The organism is Psychrobacillus sp. FSL K6-2836, from assembly GCF_038003085.1.
GTDB lineage: Bacteria > Bacillota > Bacilli > Bacillales_A > Planococcaceae > Psychrobacillus.
On sequence record NZ_JBBOOM010000001.1, the window covers coordinates 4,000,512 to 4,018,925 of the forward strand.

Annotated in this window: 19 protein-coding genes; 16 read left to right on the forward strand and 3 right to left on the reverse strand. The window is 35.8% G+C overall.

Features of this window, described 5'->3' with window-relative positions; all coding sequences use genetic code 11:
• The first annotated feature begins 71 nt into the window (after positions 1–71).
• From MKY37_RS19400 to MKY37_RS19450, 11 genes are all read left to right on the forward strand, one after another.
• Positions 72–437, forward strand: coding sequence for a cupin domain-containing protein (locus tag MKY37_RS19400; RefSeq protein WP_340779448.1), 366 nt, complete (start codon positions 72–74; stop codon positions 435–437).
• A 594-nt stretch (positions 438–1,031) separates the two neighbouring features.
• The gene (locus MKY37_RS19405; protein ID WP_340779451.1) at positions 1,032–1,154 is read left to right on the forward strand and encodes a hypothetical protein; all 123 of its coding nucleotides are present in this window, start codon (positions 1,032–1,034) and stop codon (positions 1,152–1,154) included.
• 296 nt (positions 1,155–1,450) lie between these two features.
• Positions 1,451–2,089: a helix-turn-helix transcriptional regulator gene (locus MKY37_RS19410; protein ID WP_340779453.1), complete on the forward strand. Its 639-nt coding sequence runs from the start codon at positions 1,451–1,453 to the stop codon at positions 2,087–2,089.
• A gap of 11 nt (positions 2,090–2,100) precedes the next feature.
• Complete coding sequence (locus MKY37_RS19415; protein WP_340779455.1) at positions 2,101–2,910, forward strand: pyruvate, water dikinase regulatory protein; 810 nt, start codon at positions 2,101–2,103, stop codon at positions 2,908–2,910.
• 216 nt (positions 2,911–3,126) lie between these two features.
• Positions 3,127–4,956: a DNA primase gene (gene dnaG, locus MKY37_RS19420; RefSeq protein WP_340779993.1), complete on the forward strand. Its 1,830-nt coding sequence runs from the start codon at positions 3,127–3,129 to the stop codon at positions 4,954–4,956.
• Between the two features lie 28 nt (positions 4,957–4,984).
• A complete protein-coding gene (gene rpoD, locus MKY37_RS19425; protein ID WP_090563807.1) occupies positions 4,985–6,109 on the forward strand; it encodes an RNA polymerase sigma factor RpoD in 1,125 nt (374 codons plus the stop codon).
• A gap of 88 nt (positions 6,110–6,197) precedes the next feature.
• Positions 6,198–6,755: a hypothetical protein gene (locus tag MKY37_RS19430; RefSeq protein ID WP_340779456.1), complete on the forward strand. Its 558-nt coding sequence runs from the start codon at positions 6,198–6,200 to the stop codon at positions 6,753–6,755.
• Positions 6,756–7,411: 656 nt separating this feature from the next.
• Entirely contained in the window at positions 7,412–8,551 is a 1,140-nt protein-coding gene (locus tag MKY37_RS19435; RefSeq protein WP_340779458.1) for an acyl-CoA dehydrogenase family protein, read from the forward strand.
• Between the two features lie 151 nt (positions 8,552–8,702).
• Positions 8,703–9,074, forward strand: coding sequence for a cytochrome c550 (gene cccA / locus MKY37_RS19440; protein ID WP_090563801.1), 372 nt, complete (start codon positions 8,703–8,705; stop codon positions 9,072–9,074).
• 89 nt (positions 9,075–9,163) lie between these two features.
• Entirely contained in the window at positions 9,164–9,853 is a 690-nt protein-coding gene (locus MKY37_RS19445; protein ID WP_340779460.1) for a tRNA (adenine(22)-N(1))-methyltransferase, read from the forward strand.
• Between the two features lie 3 nt (positions 9,854–9,856).
• On the forward strand, positions 9,857–10,975 hold the full coding sequence (locus MKY37_RS19450) for a Nif3-like dinuclear metal center hexameric protein (protein ID WP_340779461.1): 1,119 nt from the start codon (positions 9,857–9,859) through the stop codon (positions 10,973–10,975).
• 383 nt (positions 10,976–11,358) lie between these two features.
• Here the strand turns inward: MKY37_RS19450 and MKY37_RS19455 are convergent, their stop codons facing one another.
• Both MKY37_RS19455 and vrrA read right to left on the reverse strand, forming a co-directional pair.
• Positions 11,359–12,336, reverse strand: a complete 978-nt coding sequence (locus tag MKY37_RS19455) for a 4-hydroxy-3-methylbut-2-enyl diphosphate reductase (protein ID WP_340779462.1) — start codon at positions 12,334–12,336, stop codon at positions 11,359–11,361.
• A gap of 67 nt (positions 12,337–12,403) precedes the next feature.
• Positions 12,404–12,898, reverse strand: a complete 495-nt coding sequence (vrrA, locus tag MKY37_RS19460; protein ID WP_340779463.1) for a VrrA/YqfQ family protein — start codon at positions 12,896–12,898, stop codon at positions 12,404–12,406.
• A gap of 104 nt (positions 12,899–13,002) precedes the next feature.
• Between vrrA and MKY37_RS19465 the strand changes: the two genes are divergently transcribed.
• On the forward strand, positions 13,003–14,301 hold the full coding sequence (locus tag MKY37_RS19465; protein WP_340779464.1) for a DEAD/DEAH box helicase: 1,299 nt from the start codon (positions 13,003–13,005) through the stop codon (positions 14,299–14,301).
• 12 nt (positions 14,302–14,313) lie between these two features.
• On the forward strand, positions 14,314–15,198 hold the full coding sequence (locus MKY37_RS19470; protein WP_340779465.1) for a deoxyribonuclease IV: 885 nt from the start codon (positions 14,314–14,316) through the stop codon (positions 15,196–15,198).
• Between the two features lie 719 nt (positions 15,199–15,917).
• Here the strand turns inward: MKY37_RS19470 and MKY37_RS19475 are convergent.
• Positions 15,918–16,187 carry an endonuclease IV gene (locus MKY37_RS19475; RefSeq protein WP_340779466.1) on the reverse strand — a complete coding sequence of 90 codons (270 nt, stop codon included), beginning with the start codon at positions 16,185–16,187 and terminating at the stop codon, positions 15,918–15,920.
• A 95-nt stretch (positions 16,188–16,282) separates the two neighbouring features.
• Between MKY37_RS19475 and MKY37_RS19480 the strand changes: the two genes are divergently transcribed.
• From MKY37_RS19480 to MKY37_RS19490, 3 genes are read left to right on the forward strand one after another with little or no spacing between them, the layout of a single operon-like run.
• Complete coding sequence (locus tag MKY37_RS19480) at positions 16,283–17,053, forward strand: metal ABC transporter ATP-binding protein (RefSeq protein ID WP_340779468.1); 771 nt, start codon at positions 16,283–16,285, stop codon at positions 17,051–17,053.
• On the forward strand, positions 17,046–17,894 hold the full coding sequence (locus MKY37_RS19485; protein ID WP_340779470.1) for a metal ABC transporter permease: 849 nt from the start codon (positions 17,046–17,048) through the stop codon (positions 17,892–17,894). The genes MKY37_RS19480 and MKY37_RS19485 overlap by 8 nt, the downstream gene beginning before the upstream one ends.
• Positions 17,891–18,301: a Fur family transcriptional regulator gene (locus tag MKY37_RS19490; RefSeq protein ID WP_340779471.1), complete on the forward strand. Its 411-nt coding sequence runs from the start codon at positions 17,891–17,893 to the stop codon at positions 18,299–18,301. The genes MKY37_RS19485 and MKY37_RS19490 overlap by 4 nt, the downstream gene beginning before the upstream one ends.
• The last annotated feature ends 113 nt before the right edge of the window (positions 18,302–18,414 follow it).

Consider the following 18,414-nt stretch of genomic DNA (forward strand, 5'->3'; position numbering starts at 1 on the left):
GGTATCAAAGTTGCAGTTATTTTATCGAATTCGTAAAATAGAGATAAGATCTAAACTCTGGGAGGAATTATATGAATTATCATTCTATTAATCTAAGTGAGAAATTGTCCAAATTCAGTGAACACTGGTCACCCAAAGTTGTTAGTGAAATGAATAACTATCAGTTTAAGCTAGTCAAGATTTTGGGGGATTTTGTTTGGCACGATCATAAAGACACCGATGAGGCATTCATCGTAATAGACGGCGAAATGTCCATCGCATTCCGCGATGGAGAGGTTAAACTCTCCAAAGGGGAAATGTATGTGATACCAAAAGGTGTGGAGCATAAGCCTTATGCTGAAAAGGAATGCCATATAATGCTTGTAGAGCCTAAAGGTGTAGTTAATACTGGTGAAACTAGTTCTGAAATAACTGCTGAAAACAATGTATGGATTTAAACTAATTAGTTAGTTACTTACTTACTTACTTTCTCTGAAACAACATACCCGATTACGGGTGCTTTAGTTTCATAAGCTTTATTAAAGTCAACAGTGATCTGTTGGCTTTTTCTGACGCAGTCGGAACATTATGTGACGTAAAAAGTAGCATAAGCTTTTATGTCTTCCGTTTAATTGGATATCTGTTGTACAAATATGCACCAAAACAACCAAAGTAGTAGGATATTAATACAATGGCAATGGTTCCGAAATTAAATATTTCATAACCAAAGATTAATTGATTCATAATTTCATTAGGTAAGGTATACCACATGATAGGAATACTGTCTAAAAAATGCGGTTTTTTAGATGAAGCAGAAGAAGCTTTTAACAATGCGATTCTCGTATTTACCTTAATTAAAGATCAACAGAATTTAAATATAGCAAAACAGATTTATCAAATCTTTAAACTTTTATTTATACTAAAAGCACATTAGAGCTTTAGTATCCATTTTGTTATTCATTGAAGCTAGATGAGATTGTAGATTGTAACAATAATGAATAAAAAGGACTTTTCTTGCTCATCTCGAATTGATATCTAAAAGGGGTGAGCTAATGAAAAAGTATTCTGTTTATCTTTCAATCCATCCACCATTTCAATTGATGTATGGAACAAGTTTGCAATCAGATGTGAAGCCTAAAAAGATTAATGAGGCCGTCCTCAAAATAGGTGATTAGTATTTTAATTCAGCGAATATAAGCGAATATATAATAGAAGAAAATATATGAGAAAACCACCAACCAGTAATGGAAGGTGGATTATTTTATTTAACAGAATATAAACAACGCCTGTCCGAATTGTTTTTTGTTCCCCCAAAAACTCCCCCCAATTCATTAGTTTTCTTTGGAGGTAAACGAAAAGCACGAATCAGTCAGTATTCATAAAAACATTGGTATATCAAGGATTCATAATTTTGATTGTAGGGTTTCAATATGCTACAATATTTCAGTATGAAGTATAACACTTTGAGGCGGTGAGTCCAATCGAACTCAACAAACGGCAAAATGAAATTTTGGACATAGTAAAAGGAAATGGTCCTATCACTGGCGAACAAATTGCAGAACGACTTAACTTAACTAGATCCACATTACGTCCAGATCTAGCTATATTAACGATGGCTGGCTTTTTAGATGCTCGTCCACGTGTGGGGTACTTTTATTCTGGCAAAAAAACAAGCCAAGCAATTTCAGATAATATAGCACAAATGATGGTGAAGGATTTTCAATCAATACCAGTAGTTGTTGATGAAAGTATGACGGTGTATGATGCTATTTGCCATATGTTTTTAGAGGATGTAGGGTCATTATTTGTATTAGATAAAAACTCATTTCTTTCAGGGGTTCTTTCAAGAAAAGACTTTTTACGAACAAGTATTGGCAACCAAGATTTAAACAAAATTCCAGTACATATGATTATGACAAGAATGCCTAACATTACGTATTGTTTGAAAGAGGATACACTTTTTGAAGTGGCCAAAAAATTAATGAATCGTCAAATCGATTCGTTACCTGTTGTCAAAGAAGAAAAAGACGGGTTAGAAGTAATTGGCAGAATTACAAAAACTAATATTACTCGGGCCTTTTTATCATTAGCCGATGACCATGATCTATAAGGAGTGAAACGATGAAAATGCTAAACCTGTTTATAGTCTCGGATTCTATAGGAGAAACGGGCGAACTAGTAGCAAAAGCGGCAATAAGTCAGTTTAGACCTGGTCTACAGCATACTAAATTTAAGAGATTTACTCATATTGATTCTTTAGACCACATTAAAGAGATTACAGAACTTGCTAAAGAGCAAGGGGCAATAATTTTGTATACACTTGTGCAAACTAAAATGCGTCAAGCATTAATAGAATATTGTAAGTTATACAATTTAGAATCTGTTGATCTAATAGGGCCTGTTATCAATCTATTCGAAAAAGAATTAGATGAAAAACCTTTTGAAGAACCTGGTTTAGTAAGGAAGTTAGATGAAGACTACTTTAAAAAAATTGAAGCAATTGAATTTGCAGTAAAATATGATGATGGAAGAGATCCTAGAGGTTTACTCCAAGCCGATATAGTTCTTATAGGGGTATCAAGAACTTCTAAAACGCCATTGTCACAGTATTTGGCGAACAAAAGATTCAAAGTAGCAAACGTACCACTTGTACCAGAAGTAGAACCACCAGAGCAACTTTTCCAAGTAGACCCAGCTAAATGTGTAGGATTAGTCATTACACCTGAAAAACTAAATTCTATTAGAAAAGAAAGATTAAAAGCAATTGGTTTAAATGATGATGCAAGTTATGCTAAAATAGAAAGAATCAATGAGGAAATTATCCACTTTGAAAAAATCGCTAAAAAAATAGGTTGTATAGTAATTGATGTGACGAACAGAGCGGTGGAAGAGACTGCTAATGTAGTAATCAATCATATTCAACAAAAATAATTTGGAAGATTTTTAAACCGATTCACAATTGTGAAAAGGTTTTTTCTATTGTGTATCGAATAAATAAAGATAGATTAATATTTTAAAATGTTTTATAATAGTTATTTGTGGAAAATAACTATTATGAAATTATTTATATGATTTTTTTGTCGATTCTTGCAGGATTTTTCTTTCCTTTCACGAATTATTAAAGTAGCAAGCAAAGATGGTGAAAAAGTGTCAGGTCGTATAGAAGAAGAGGTAATCGAACAAGTTAGAAATAACAATGATATTGTCGACGTTATAAGCGAATATGTTCAACTCACGAAAAGAGGTCGAAACTATTTTGGTTTATGTCCTTTTCATGGTGAACAGACACCATCTTTTTCAGTAACACATGAAAAGCAAATTTTTCATTGCTTTGGTTGTGGAGCTGGTGGAAATGTAATTACATTTTTGATGGATATTGAAAATCTCTCTTTTCAAGATGCTGTTAGTAAACTTGGTAGTCGAATTGGTTTGACTATTGAAGAAAGTTCTTCTGGCGATACAGAGTCAAAAGCACCTGTGTCAAAAGAGATTTCCTTAATGAAAAAAGCGCATGAGTTTGCAAGTGACTATTTTCATCATTTACTGCTTCATACAGAGGAAGGAGAAAATGCATTACATTATCTCGAAGAAAGAGGGTTTTCTAGAGAGATTATCGAAAAGTATAAAATAGGATGGTCCCTGCCAAAATGGGATGCATTAACTACGTTACTTGAACGTAAAGGTATGGATTTACAAGAAATTGAGAAAACTGGTCTCATTATCCGAAAAGAAAATGAATTAAAGTATTTCGATCGGTTTCGTGGGAGAATTATGTTCCCAGTTTTTGATGAAACTGGCTCTGTGATTGCCTTTTCCGGTAGAATTCTTGAAAAGAATGAAAATGAAGCAAAGTATCTAAATAGTCCAGAATCTCCAATATTCCAAAAAAGCCAGGTGCTTTATAATTTAGATAAAGCAAGATTAGACATTCGAAAACAACGTAATGTGATCGTTTTTGAAGGTTTTCTTGATGTTATTGCTGCATCTAAGGCAGGTATTGAGAATGGAATTGCAACTATGGGTACCGCATTGACGTCTTCTCATATAACCAAACTAAATAGGCTTACTTCTCATGTCACGCTTTGTTTTGATGGCGATCGTGCCGGTATGGAGGCAGCTAAAAAAGCTTCTACAGCTATGCAGGCCCATCAGATACAAACGGAAATTGCAATTATTCCAGATGCAATGGATCCGGATGACTATATTAAAAATTATGGGGAAGAAGCATTTCGAACAAAGATTATTGAAAAGCCACATTCCTATTTATCATTTATGATGATTGTTTCAAAAAGAGACAAAAATTTTAATAATGAAAATGATACTTTACAGTATATCCAAGAGATATTGGAAATACTGAGTGATAGAAGTTCTTCAGTTGAACGGGATTTGTATATTCGTCAACTTTCACAAGAAACTAATGTATCAGAAGAAGCTATTTACCAACATTTACGTAAAATTCAAGGAAAAAAAGCAAAACAATCTAAGCAGGAGTCTTCTATTCCTTTAACAATTAAACCAGAAATGACGAAGTTAAAGAAAGCGATAACCGCAGACGAAAGAGCAGAGCGACTATTACTTTCCCATATGCTTCATAATCCTAGCGTAATTGATATTGCAAGAAGGAATTTGGAAGATCAATGTTTTATCAGAGATGCTTATGAAGTCGTATTTGTTCGATTAACTGGATTTTATGAAGAGTATCCAGATGGTGACTATCAACGATTTTTGGAAGTATTAAATGATGCGGAGTTAAGAAAAATAGTAATGGCAGCAGCGCTCTCAGAACGTGATCCAGAGCATGAAACAGAGGAAGTCATGGACTGTTTGCGCCATATACGAAAATACCGGATTGTGCAAATGATTGATCAAAAGCTATATGAACAAAAAGAAGTGCTGAAAATGGGAGATGAAGCAAAAGCTTTAAAACTTGCTCTAGAGCTCATTCAGTTAAAAAATTCATTAGCAACTTGTGAGTAACTATCCGGTAGTAAAAGGAGGAATTCTTATGGCGGACAAGTCCGAACGTACAAAAGAAACAGATATCGAATTATCATTAGAAGAGGCAAAAAAACAATTAATCGAATTAGGTAAAAAAAATGGTGAGTTAACATATCATGATATTGCGGAAAAATTAGCTCATTTCGAACTTGAATCAGATCAAATCGAAGAGTTCATTGACAATCTGGAAGGTAGAAATATTGAACTTAGCCGTAAAGATGGTGATGAAGAAGATTTAGATCGTTTGATGAAAGGGAAAGAAGAGACCTTTGATCTAAATGATTTAAGTGTACCTCCTGGCGTCAAGATCAATGACCCCGTTCGAATGTACTTGAAGGAAATTGGACGAGTGGATTTACTAAAAGCTTCTGAAGAGGTTGCTCTTGCTGAGCGAATTGAGCAGGGGGATGAAGAAGCTAGAAAACGTCTAGCGGAAGCAAACCTTCGATTAGTTGTAAGTATTGCAAAACGTTATGTTGGGCGCGGAATGCTATTTTTAGATCTTATCCAAGAAGGTAATATGGGGCTCATCAAAGCTGTAGAGAAATTTGATCATCGTAAAGGATTCAAGTTTAGTACTTACGCAACGTGGTGGATTCGTCAAGCAATCACACGTGCTATTGCAGACCAAGCTAGAACAATCCGTATTCCTGTGCATATGGTAGAAACAATAAACAAATTAATACGTGTTCAGCGCCAATTATTGCAAGATTTAGGTCGTGAACCTTCACCGGAAGAAATCGGGGAAGAAATGGACTTGCCAGCAGAAAAAGTTCGTGAAATATTAAAAATTGCTCAAGAACCTGTTTCTTTAGAAACTCCTATTGGGGAAGAGGATGACTCTCATTTAGGTGATTTTATAGAAGATGCAGATGCACAGTCTCCTTCTGATCACGCTGCCTATGAGCTTCTTAAAGAGCAATTGGAAGATGTCTTAGATACACTAACAGACAGAGAAGAAAACGTATTACGCTTGCGTTTCGGCCTGGATGATGGTCGTACAAGAACCCTTGAAGAGGTTGGAAAAGTATTTGGAGTTACGCGTGAGCGTATTCGTCAAATCGAGGCAAAAGCATTACGAAAACTGCGTCACCCTTCTAGAAGTAAACGTCTGAAAGACTTTTTAGAGTAGAATGGAAGGCATCCACTGCGGATGTCTTTTTCTATATTCTATAAATCCTATATAATACTGGTTTTACCAGATGAAAAGAGGACTAGATATGTCGCTGCAGCGTAAGCAAATTATAATGAATGAAATTGCTTTTTGGAAAAAAAACAAGCTACTACCCGAACACTATTGTGATTTTCTTTTGGCATTATACGCACAAGGAGAAAATCAGGAAGACGAACAAGTGGAGAAAGCCTCAAAGGCAGTATTAGCAAAAAAACAAAAGTATAAAGTAATATTGTATTCAGTAGTTGGCTTATTAACCGTATTATTATTAGCATCCTTGTTTGTCGTTACTACAACAATTTTTATACCTATTATTCTTGTCGCAATTGCTATTCTTTCCTTTTTATACATAACTATTAAACTAGTAAAAAATAAATCAGTGATGGCACCACTATTATTTGTATGTTCGGCTCTATTGTTATTAGGATTATCCTTTAAAGTATGGGATATATATTTCGGAGATGAACCATTAGTATTAATCGGGTTAATTTTTGGAAATTGCCTAATATGGCTATTTTCTGGATTACTTATGAAGCTAGTGTATTTTAGTATTTCCGGGATTTTAGGATTGTTATTAATTATTGGTTATTTTATATTCAATTAATAGCTCCCATATAAATAACAATATCCATTAATACCAACTATTGGCAGGAGTTGTTTCTGCTATAACTCCAGCAGAAAGTAAAGGATAAAAGTAAAAAAATACTCGGCAACAAGTGTTTATAGCATATCATGCCAGTTAATCTATTTTTAGAATAGTGGGATCTAGAAGAATAGTAAGTTTTTACTCAGTAAAGAAGGGGGAAGCGCCCGAAATTGTATCTTCGGGCGCTTGTTCTGTTAGTAAGAAAGTATCTTTTCTCTAGTTACCAAAATAGGCTTTAACCTGTTTCTAAAATTTGTAGGAGGGCGGCTACCAGTCTGTCCAAGCCTACTGAAAACTCTCGAAACAGGTTTTGAATTTAAAGGACTAGCCGTATTTTTGTCTGGTTTTTCCTAATATTCAAACTGATATTTTGATCGATTTAAAAAAATAGATTTGCATTGACAATAAAGAACATACGGAGAAATTGTAAGTGTATACCCAATGATTAAGAAGACGCCCGAAATTTGATAGGTAATAATATAGCTTCAAAAACGATAGAAACAGGTATTTACCTTAAAGGTACTTGTGCTTTTCTTACAATAACTCTTTGAATTTCTAGTATTTTTAGTATAATAGAAATGTAAGCGTTTTTATTTACAAAGGGGATGGAAGAAATGAATTTTGATTTGACACAGGAACATAAAATGATTCGTAAAACTATTCGTGAGTTTTCGGATGAGGTTGTAGCTCCAGGAGCAATTGAGCGCGATAAAACGAAAGCATTTCCAAAAGAAATCTTTAAACAGTTAGCCGACATGGGGATGATGGGCTTACCGTTTTCAGAAGAGTATGGCGGAGCAGGTGCAGATACAGTTAGTTTTGCAATCGTTACAGAAGAGCTAAGTAGAGCATGTGCTTCCACAGGTATAACTTATTCTGCTCATATCTCACTTGGCGGTGCTCCACTTAATCTATTTGGTACAGAAGAGCAAAAACAAAAATATTTGGTTCCAGTTTGTACAGGGGAATCACTTGGTGCATTTGGTCTTACTGAGCCTAATGCAGGATCAGATGCGGGGGGAACACAGACAACTGCAAAAGAAGATGGCGAAGATTATGTCATTAATGGAAATAAAGCATTTATAACGAATGCTAGCTATGCAAAGCACTTAGCTTTAACTGCTATTACAGACGTTAAGGACGGAAAAAAAGAAATATCTGCAATTATAGTACCAACAGACTCAGAAGGTTTCACTGTTATCGACAACTACGAAAAAATGGGGCTGAATGCATCTAATACTACTGAGCTAGTATTAGAAAATGTACGTGTTCCTAGGGAAAACCTGCTAGGTGAGAAAGGAAATGGATTCAAACAATTCCTTGTAACGCTTGACGGTGGTCGGATTGGCATAGGGGCAATGGCAGTAGGGATTGCACAAGCAGCTTTTGACAGAGCTCTCCGTTATTCTAAAGAGCGCAAGCAGTTTGGAAAGACACTTTCTGAGTTCCAGGTAACGCAATTTAAATTGGCGGATATGGCGATGAAAATTGAGCTTGCACGTACCATGGTGCACAAAGCAGCATGGTTGAAAGATCAAGGTCGGGCATTTGGAAAAGAAGCGTCTATGTGTAAATTATATGCATCTGAAATTGCAATGGAAGTAGCAGATCAAGCTATTCAAATACATGGTGGTTATGGTTATATGAAAGAGTATGAAGTAGAAAGATATATGAGAGATGCTAAATTACTTGAAATTGGTGAAGGAACTTCCGAAGTACAGAGAATGGTAATAGCTCGACACATTGGTTGCTAAATGTAGAAAAAACACGAAAAATTATGTCCAAATTGTCACAATGTAAGAAAACTTATCCCATAAGACTTTTCGTTTTAACTAGAATGCAGTACAATGTAAATGTTGACTAATTCTATATTAGAAAAGATTGTATTAAAAGGGAGGGTTAACTATGCAAAGAAATCCAATAATTCCATTTATCTTAATTATGGCTTTTGGTATTGGTTTAATTTTCTTCTTGTCTATGGATGGCGTAGGTAACAAAGAAGAAATGGCTGCAACTGAAGAACATGGAGAAGGAACAGAAGGCGGAGAAGATGCGTCAGCTGGAGAATTCGATCCGGAAGCTCTTGCTCAAGGTAAATGTATCGGTTGTCACGGTAATAGTTATGAAGGTGGCATGGGTCCATCATTAGTAGGAACTTCACTATCTGAAGACGAAATTAAAGACGTTTTAGCAAATGGTAAAGGTGCAATGCCAGCTGGTTTAGTACCTGAAGAAAATCTAGACGCTATGGCGGCATGGATAACATCGTTAGAATAGTAACTCAATAAAAAGACCTTCGATTTTGTAAAAGAATCGAGGTCTTTTTTCTTTTTTGCTATAATAGTTAATGAAGAGGTGTTGAAATAATGAATGCAAAAAAATTATCGGAAAGACTGAAAACAGTTGCTTCCTTTGTCAAAGTAAATACTATTTTAGCGGATATCGGTAGTGATCACGCATACTTGCCATGTTTTTTAGTACATGAAGGTGTTATAACGAAAGCTATTGCTGGAGAGGTTGTAAAAGGTCCATTCGAATCTGCGAAAAAACAAGTAATAAGTGAAGGCTTACAAAATAATATTGATGTACGTTTCGGTAACGGGTTAGAAGTAATCTCGGATGTAGACAATGTTCAGACAGTTACTATAGCTGGAATGGGTGGTCCACTTATAGCATCAATTCTAGAATCAGGGAAAGACAAGCTTTCTAAAGTGGATACTCTAATATTACAACCAAATATACATGCCAAAGCAATACGAGAATGGGCTATTCAAGAACAATGGAAAATAGAACAGGAAGTAATTCTAGAAGAACACGATAAAATTTATGAGATTCTTGTGTTAAAAAAAGGAATCATGAAGTTATCAGAAAAGGAGTTGCTAGTTGGTCCAATTCTAAGTAAAGAAAAATCTCCTATCTATCAAAAGAAATGGAACAATGAATTAAATGAATGGCTACGAATAGTAAATGAGCTAAATAAAATACAAGGAACTGAGGTGCATCAAAAGAAAGAAGAACTAGAATACAAAATTGCCTTAGTGAAGGAGACTTTATAAACGATGAAGGAAACAAATGGACAACATCTTATTTCCCTTTTCGAACAATGGGCACCAAAATCTTTGGCAGTCGATGGAGATACAGTAGGCTTACAAATTGGTACTCTCAATAAAACTATTACAAAAGTTTTGGTTACCTTAGACGTGAATCTCGATACAGTAGAAGAAGCGATTAAAAATGGATGCGAGCTTATTATTGCTCATCATCCTCCTATTTATAGAGGAATGAAAAATATGCGAACAGATTTACCTCAAGGAATTTTAATCGAGAAATTGATAAAAAATGATATTGCCGTATATGCTGCACATACTAATTTAGATATCGCCACAGGTGGAGTTAATGATTTACTAGCTAATGCTTTGCAGTTAAAAAATATAGAGATCCTTGAGCAAACTACCTCAGAGCAACTGATGAAGTTAGCAGTTTTTACGCCAAAAGAGTCTACAAATGCGGTAAGAGCTGCATTAGATATTGCTGGTGCTGGCCAAATTGGAGAATATCATTCATGTAGCTTTACATCAACGGGAGAAGGAAGGTTTAAACCATCAGACTTAGCAAGCCCCTATATTGGACAAGCGAATGAATTGGAAGTAGTAGAAGAGGATAAAATAGAAGTAGTTTTTCCAGTTTCTATGAAAAATAAGGTGTTAAAAGCATTGTTAACAAATCATCCATATGAAGAGCCCGCATATGATTTAATATTGTTGGAATCAGAAGTAAATAAAAAAGGCCTCGGAAGAATAGGGAAATTACCTGAAAAACTAACATTATCTGCATATGCTCAAATAGTAAAAAAGCAGTTAAATGTACCTTTCGTTAGAGTTGTAGGAGATTTAACGAAGGAAGTTCAGAAAGTTGCTGTACTAGGTGGAGATGGTAACAAATATATACAGACAGCTAAAAGAGCAGGCGCAGATGTATTTATAACCGGCGATTTATATTTTCATGTAGCCCAAGACGCAGAGGCTATTGGATTATCGGTTATTGATCCAGGACATCATGTAGAACAAATCATGAAAATTGGAGTTATGGAATATATGACAGAGGTTTGTATTCAAAACAAACTCTCGGTTGAATTCATCCCCTCGAAAATTTCAACAGAGCCCTTTCAATTAATTTAAGAAGGAAAGGCAAGAGTAAAATTGCGAGCGACCTTTAAGGTTAAAACCTGTTTCTATTGTTTTCGATGGGCTTTGGACAGACGTTTTGCTATCTTATTACCGAGTGAATTTTTAGGGATGCTGGTTGGTTGTGACGAACTTCACAACCAACCAGCATCCCTTTTTTCGGTAATCTTATGGCATTTGTCCCACATTAACGGGCAGTAGATAACTGCCCGTAAAAGCCCGAATGGTTTAACTAAAAATTAGTGGGGGATGAAGCCCCTCTAATTGAAGTTTCACTTGATTTTATTCTTCAAAATTCCTGTAGCGTACTTCAAGACACAAACTTTTATACTTTCTCATTCATTAAAAAAAGCTGCTCACTACCTGAGCAGCTTTTTCTATTTAACTGTATATGGTTCAATACGATCTACTGGTTTTGGGATCTTAATCTTAGGTAGAATCTTTTCTGTTACTGTTTTTTTTGTTGTATCGTGAGTTGCAGGATCGTTTGGATCATACTTTTCTAGAAATTGAATAACTTCTTTAACAATAGGGGTGGGTGTGGAAGCACCTGCAGTTACAGCTACATGAGAAATATTGTCCAGCCACTCCAATTTTAAATCAGAAATGTCGCCAATTCGGAAAGAAGGAGTTCCAGCGATTTCCTCTGAAACTTGTGTCAGTCTATTAGAATTATTACTCATTGGATCACCTACTACTATTAAAAGTTCAGCTTCACCAGCTTGTTCAGCAACTGCTTCTTGTCGTACTTGAGTAGCCAAACAGATTTCTTTATGAACTTCAATATGTGGGAATTTTTCTTCTAATTTTTTCATTAGATCCACAACATCCCACTGTGACATTGTAGTTTGATTGGTAACGAGTAATTTATCTGTCGAGATTGTTAGATTCTCAACGTCTTCTAATGTTTGAACAAGATGGACCTTGTCGGGTGCTACACCAATTGCACCCTCTGGCTCTGGATGTCCTTTTTTACCAATATAAATTATATCATAGCCTTCAGCTGTTTTTTCGCTTATGAGGTCATGAGTAACTGTAACATCCGGGCATGTTGCATCTATTGAAACTAGCCCCTTTTGACGAGCTAATTCTTTTACTTCAGGCGAAACGCCATGTGCGGTAAAAATAACAGTACCTGTATCAACTTTCGATAAAATATCTAAACGATTTTCTCCGTCTAAAGTAATTATTCCATCCTTCTCAAATGCATCTGTTACATGTTTATTATGAACGATCATTCCCAGAATATATATAGGCCTTGGAAGAGAAGTGTCCAGTGCAGCATTCCGAGCAATAACCATTGCATCTACTACACCGTAACAGTATCCTCTAGGCGAAATTTTTTGTACTTTCATTTTACGTAACTCCCTTCAATACGAGCATACTCATATTATAACGGAGCATATGAATGATTACAAAATTTTAAATTGGAGGCTGGAAAATTCGAGGTATGGATGCTCCAGTTGGTAAAGAAGTCGCGGTACTAGCTGCTCTTGCAGCAGTGGATGCGGCAGAAGCACTAACATTACCGGCAGCTGGGGTTGCAGCAGCTGGAACAGACTGAAAACCACGATATAATTTCAACAGAGCTGGAACGTTTTGTATCATCGGGGCAAACTGTCTAACCATAGGCGTAAGCTGCTGAGCAGTATTTAAAAATTTATCTGCTGTTTGTAAGTAACCCATAGTTTTGGACATTGATTGACCCTGTTGAAAGCCTCCTGTGGGTGCAGATTGGAACTGACTAAAAAAATTAGTTGCCGGTCCTGCAGGTGCAGGTGCTGGTGGTGGGGAACCTTGATCACCTCCAAAGAAGTTGAAGGAATTATTCGGAACATTTTGGGGACCAGAATTGGACATGCCAAAAAAATCATTTCCCCGATTTTGGGCGAACGGATAAAAAGATTGGTAGCGCATTTTTTCATCTCCTTTCGAACAACAAAGACTATTCTATTCTATGCAAATTATACGTTTTATGTACAATCGTGGTACAATAAAGAAATGTGAGGGAGTGACGTAGGATGTCCAAATATACAGATTATAGTTTTCAGCCTTTTTTACTTGATGCAATTGAAAAATTAGGCTTCCAAGAACCAACGCCAATTCAAAGAGAAATGATTCCACTTGTATTAAAGGGGAAAAGTGCGATTGGTCAAGCACATACTGGAACAGGAAAAACACATAGTTTTTTGATCCCAATTGTTGAAAAAATAGATGCTAGTAAAAAAGAAGTACAAGCAGTTATTACATCACCAACAAGAGAGCTTGCAACACAAATTTATAATGAGTTGAACAAGCTAGTAGAAGGCACAGAAATTCAGACAAAATTATTTATTGGTGGGACGGACAAAGCCCGTTCAATCGAAAAACTAAAAACACAGCCACAAATTGTTGTTGGAACACCAGGTAGACTTCGTGATCTTACAGTAGAGCAAGCGTTACTTGTTCATACTGCAAATGTTTTAGTTGTAGACGAAGCGGATTTAGCTTTTGATCTTGGTTTTATCAATGAGATCGATCAATTTGCATCTCGCATGCCTGAGAAGTTAGAAATGTTTGTGTTTTCTGCTACAATTCCAGAAAAATTACAACCTTTCTTAAAGAAATATATGGATTCACCTGTCCATATCAAAATAGGCGAGAAACGTCGAGTAGCAGAGGGTATTGAATTTATTGTAACTCCAGTTCGAAGCAAATCTAGGAAGAAACGTTTACTGGATGTTATGGAAGGTATAAATCCCTACCTAGCCATTATATTTGCAAATACAAAACAACATGCAGATGAAGTAGCGAATTATTTACAAGGTAATGGAGTAAAGGTTGGTATTGTCCATGGTGACATATCCCCTCGTGATCGCAAACGTGTGATGAAACAGATACATGATCTAGAATTTCAATATATTGTCGCAACTGATTTAGCTGCACGTGGAATAGATATTCCGGGAGTTAGTCATGTGATCAATTACGAGATTCCAGATGACTTAGAGTTTTTTGTTCACCGAGTAGGAAGAACAGCTCGTGCTGGAATGACTGGTATTGCAATAACGCTCTACGAACCATCTGATGAGGATGCTTTAGTACGTCTTGAGAAAATGGGTATTCCTCTGGAGCATAAAGATGTGATTGATGGAGAATGGTCAGAGCTTAAGGAGCGCCACGCACGGAAAAACCGTACAAAAAATGAAAATGAGATAGATGCAAAAGCTAAGTCCCTAGTACGTAAGCCTAAAAAAGTTAAACCTGGCTACAAGCGTAATATGAAATGGGAAATGGATAAAGTAAAGAAAAGAGAGAGACGTATTAAAAACCGTAAGAAATAAGGAGCTGCTGTCATGTTATTAGGTTCACATGTTTCTATGAGTGGAAAAGAAATGCTGCTGGGTTCAAGTAAAGAAGCTGCATCATATGGTGCAAATACTTTTATGATTTATACAGGAGCACCTCAAAATACTAGAAGAAAACCAATTGAAGAATTGAATATTGAAGCTGGTATTGCACATATGAAAGAAAATGGGATGTCCAATATCGTCGTTCATGCTCCTTATATTATTAATTTAGGGAATACAACAAAACCGGAAACTTTCGCACTTGGTGTAGAGTTTCTACAAAAAGAAATTGAAAGAACTGCGCATATAGGTGCCACTCAAATTGTTTTGCATCCAGGAGCGCATGTGGGAGCTGGTGTAGACGCTGGTATTGCTAGAATTGTAGAAGGTTTAAATGAAGTGCTCGCAACCGAATTCCCTGTTCAAATAGCTTTAGAAACAATGGCTGGAAAAGGGTCGGAATGTGGTCGCACTTTTGATGAGCTTGCAAAAATAATCGATGGCGTTGTGAATAACCATCGATTATCTATTTGTATGGACACTTGTCATATTCATGATGCTGGTTATAATATCGTCGACGATTTTGATGGTGTTTTAAATGAGTTCGATAAAATAATTGGTATTGATCGTTTAAAAGTACTTCACATCAATGATAGTAAAAATGTCTGTGGAGCAGCAAAAGACCGACATGAGAATATCGGTTTTGGTGAAATTGGATTTGAGACATTACAATACATTGTGCATCATCCACAATTGATGGACCTACCGAAAATTTTAGAAACACCATTTGTAGGTGTAGATGCTAAATCGAAGGAAGCTCCATACAAACATGAGATTGATATGCTTCGTAACAAACAGTTTAATCCAGCAGCTATAGATGCATTACGTTAAGAAAAGAACAAGCGCACTTTAAGGTCGAAACCAATTTCTATCGTTTTCGAAGGGCTTTGGACAGACAATTTTGCTATATTATTACCGAATGAATTTTAGGGATACTGGTTGGTTGTGACGGACGTCACAACCAACCAGTATCTTTTTTTTCGGTAATCTTATGGCATTTATCGCGCATTAACGGGCAGTAGATAACTGCCCGTTAATGCGCGAATGGTTCGGGCCAACAGGATGTTGGTCACTCAGGCATTGCCGCACGACGCGGCAATGCCTGAGTTCAATTTTTCACTTCGTGGGGGATGAAAAAGTGAAGTATTATTTCTGTCCGTCACCATCCTTCAACTTTTAGAAAAAGGTTAGCGCTTTTTTGGGTAACTAGAGAAAAGCTACTTTCCTATTGAAAGAACAAGCTCACGAAGATACAATTTCGTTCGCTATTTCGCTGGTTTATTTAAGAAACACTTGCTATTCCTCTTTATTTCCACTTGTATAATAAAATTCTACGTTCTTCATCTTTCATGACAGAATAATAACCCTAATTGGGTAGAGGGTTTTATCCCAATACTTCCTTTGACTACTATTATTATCTAAGCGATAAGTTTTACTTTATCTTAGAGCCTGCGTACTACACATTATAATGATTGTAGCTGAAGACCCCGCAGAAAGCGTCGTCTGTAGCGAAATCAGTATTATTCATACTTTCAAGGCACCATCTTCTTTTATCCAAAAGAAGATGGTGCTTTTTCTTTTATTTCTTTATAAAGGTCCATTGCACGCTGTTCTCCAAGAATTTGTATCAATTTTTGTTGAATCGCGAGTGGTACACCAAAAACAAGCCAGGAAAGTGAAATTTCTTTCAATAGTGGATGGACACTTTTCAATTCTTGGTCTGATAATTGTATATCGAAACCTCTTACAATTGTTTTAAATTCCTTTAATGTACATGTTTGTAGCTGTTGAACAAATTTATGAATATCCGTAAAAAACATCCTTTCAAGCAATTTTAATTTACACACGGGGCATTATGGATTATACTATTACATTGTAAATCGTAATCATTATTAATTAGAATCGAGGAATAATAATGGGAACCCCATTGATCAATTTACATAATATTTCGTACCAATACGAACAAACAAAGGCGTTAATCGACATTAATCTAACGATTGCAGAAGGTGACTTTCTAGCGATTATTGGACCAAATGGCTCCGGGAAATCCACATTATTGAAAATAATACTAGGGCTATTAAAACCAACAAAAGGAGAGGTACTTCTTTTTGGAAAGCCGGTCTCTCAGTTTAAGGATAAAGAACGAATTGGGTACGTCTCACAAAAATCAAATTCGTTTAATACTGGTTTTCCAGCTACGGTTACAGAGGTAGTAAGAAGTGGTTTGGTTAAGAAAACAGGATTATTTCATCGTTATCCTGCAAATGTTGGTAAACAAGTGAAGCAAGCATTAAAATCAGTAGGTATGGATGAATTCTCAATGAAAAATATAGGTGACCTTTCTGGTGGGCAACAACAGCGAGTCTTTATCGCAAGAGCGTTAATCAGTAATCCGAATGTATTGATACTAGATGAGCCAACAGTAGGGGTAGATAGTAAAAATGTAAAATCGTTTTATAATATGTTAAGTCATTTAAATCGGGAACATAATATTACGGTTGTTTTAGTTACACATGATGTCGATGCCGTATCGAAAAGTATAAGTCACGTGGCCTGTTTAAATCAGCGAATTCATTTTCACGGCTTTAAAAATGAAATGGATCAGATGAGTGACGAACAATTAGAGGCTTGGTATGGACACGCAGTTCGTAAAGTCGATCATCAAAGTGAGGTAAATCATGATTGAGTCTATTTTTCGGTATGAATTTTTACAAAATGCCTTTGCTTCGGGCTTAATAATTGGTTTTATTGCTCCACTATTAGGTGTATTTATCGTAGTTCGCAGGCTATCATTAATAGCAGATGCATTGAGTCATGTAACGTTAGCGGGTATTGCTGGTAGCTTATATTTAAGTCAATCGGTAGGGGCACTTGCTTTGTTAAATCCACTGTATCTAGGAATTGTAGCATCTGTAACTGGCTCATTGTTTATCGAGAGATTAAGAAGATTATATAAACACTATGAGGAGCTTGCTATACCAATTATAATGTCTGCAGGTCTTGGTTTTGGCGCAATCTTTATCTCATTAGCAGAAGGATTTAGCTCTGACTTGTTTAGTTATTTATTTGGTTCTGTATCGGCAGTAAGTCGTCAGGATTTATGGATTATTATTGGTATTGCTTTGATTGTAATAGTATTTTTAAGTTTGTTTTTTAAGGAATTATTTGTGCTTTCTTTTGATGAGGAATATGCGAAAGCATCTGGTCTACCTGCTAAATGGATTCATGTTTTATTTATGATTGTGACTGCATTAGTTATTGCAGGGTCTATGCGAATTGTTGGTATCTTACTTGTATCCTCGCTGATGACATTGCCGGTGGCTGCTGCTATGCGTATTTCAAAAAGCTTTAAACAAGCGATTCTGCTATCAGTGTTATTCGGAGAGTTGTCTGTTATTGTCGGCTTAGTTAGTGCATTCTATTTAGATTTAGCACCAGGCGGAACAATTGTAGTTACATCGATTATCATTTTACTTCTAACTATTTTATCGAAAAAGATAGGGAGCAAGGGAGCTGTTTCAACATGAATATAGAAAAAGCATGGGATATTCTAAAAAATGAAGGTTTTAAAAAAACAGATAAGCGTGAGCAAATACTAAGTATTTTTTCAGAGACAGAAAAGTATATAACTGCTAAAGACATTCTCAATGTGATGAAAACAGAGCATCCAGGGATGAGCTATGATACAATCTATAGAAATTTAAGCACATTCGTAAACCTTGGTATATTGGAGGAAACTGAACTGACTGGAGAGAAACATTTTAGAATGCAGTGTGAGGCTGATCATCATCATCATCATTTCATCTGCATGTCCTGTGGCAATATTAAAGAAATCCCATTCTGTCCAATGGAAGTACTTCAAAATGCAATACCTGGCTACGAGATAGAAAATCATAAATTTGAAATCTACGGCAATTGCCCTTTATGTCATTAACAAAAATTAGTGTGAACCAGCATTTGGTTTACACTTTTTTTATATATAATTATTTTGTCAAATATGTTTGACTTTTCATGTAGTTATTTCTATAATGAAGTTGTCAAATATAT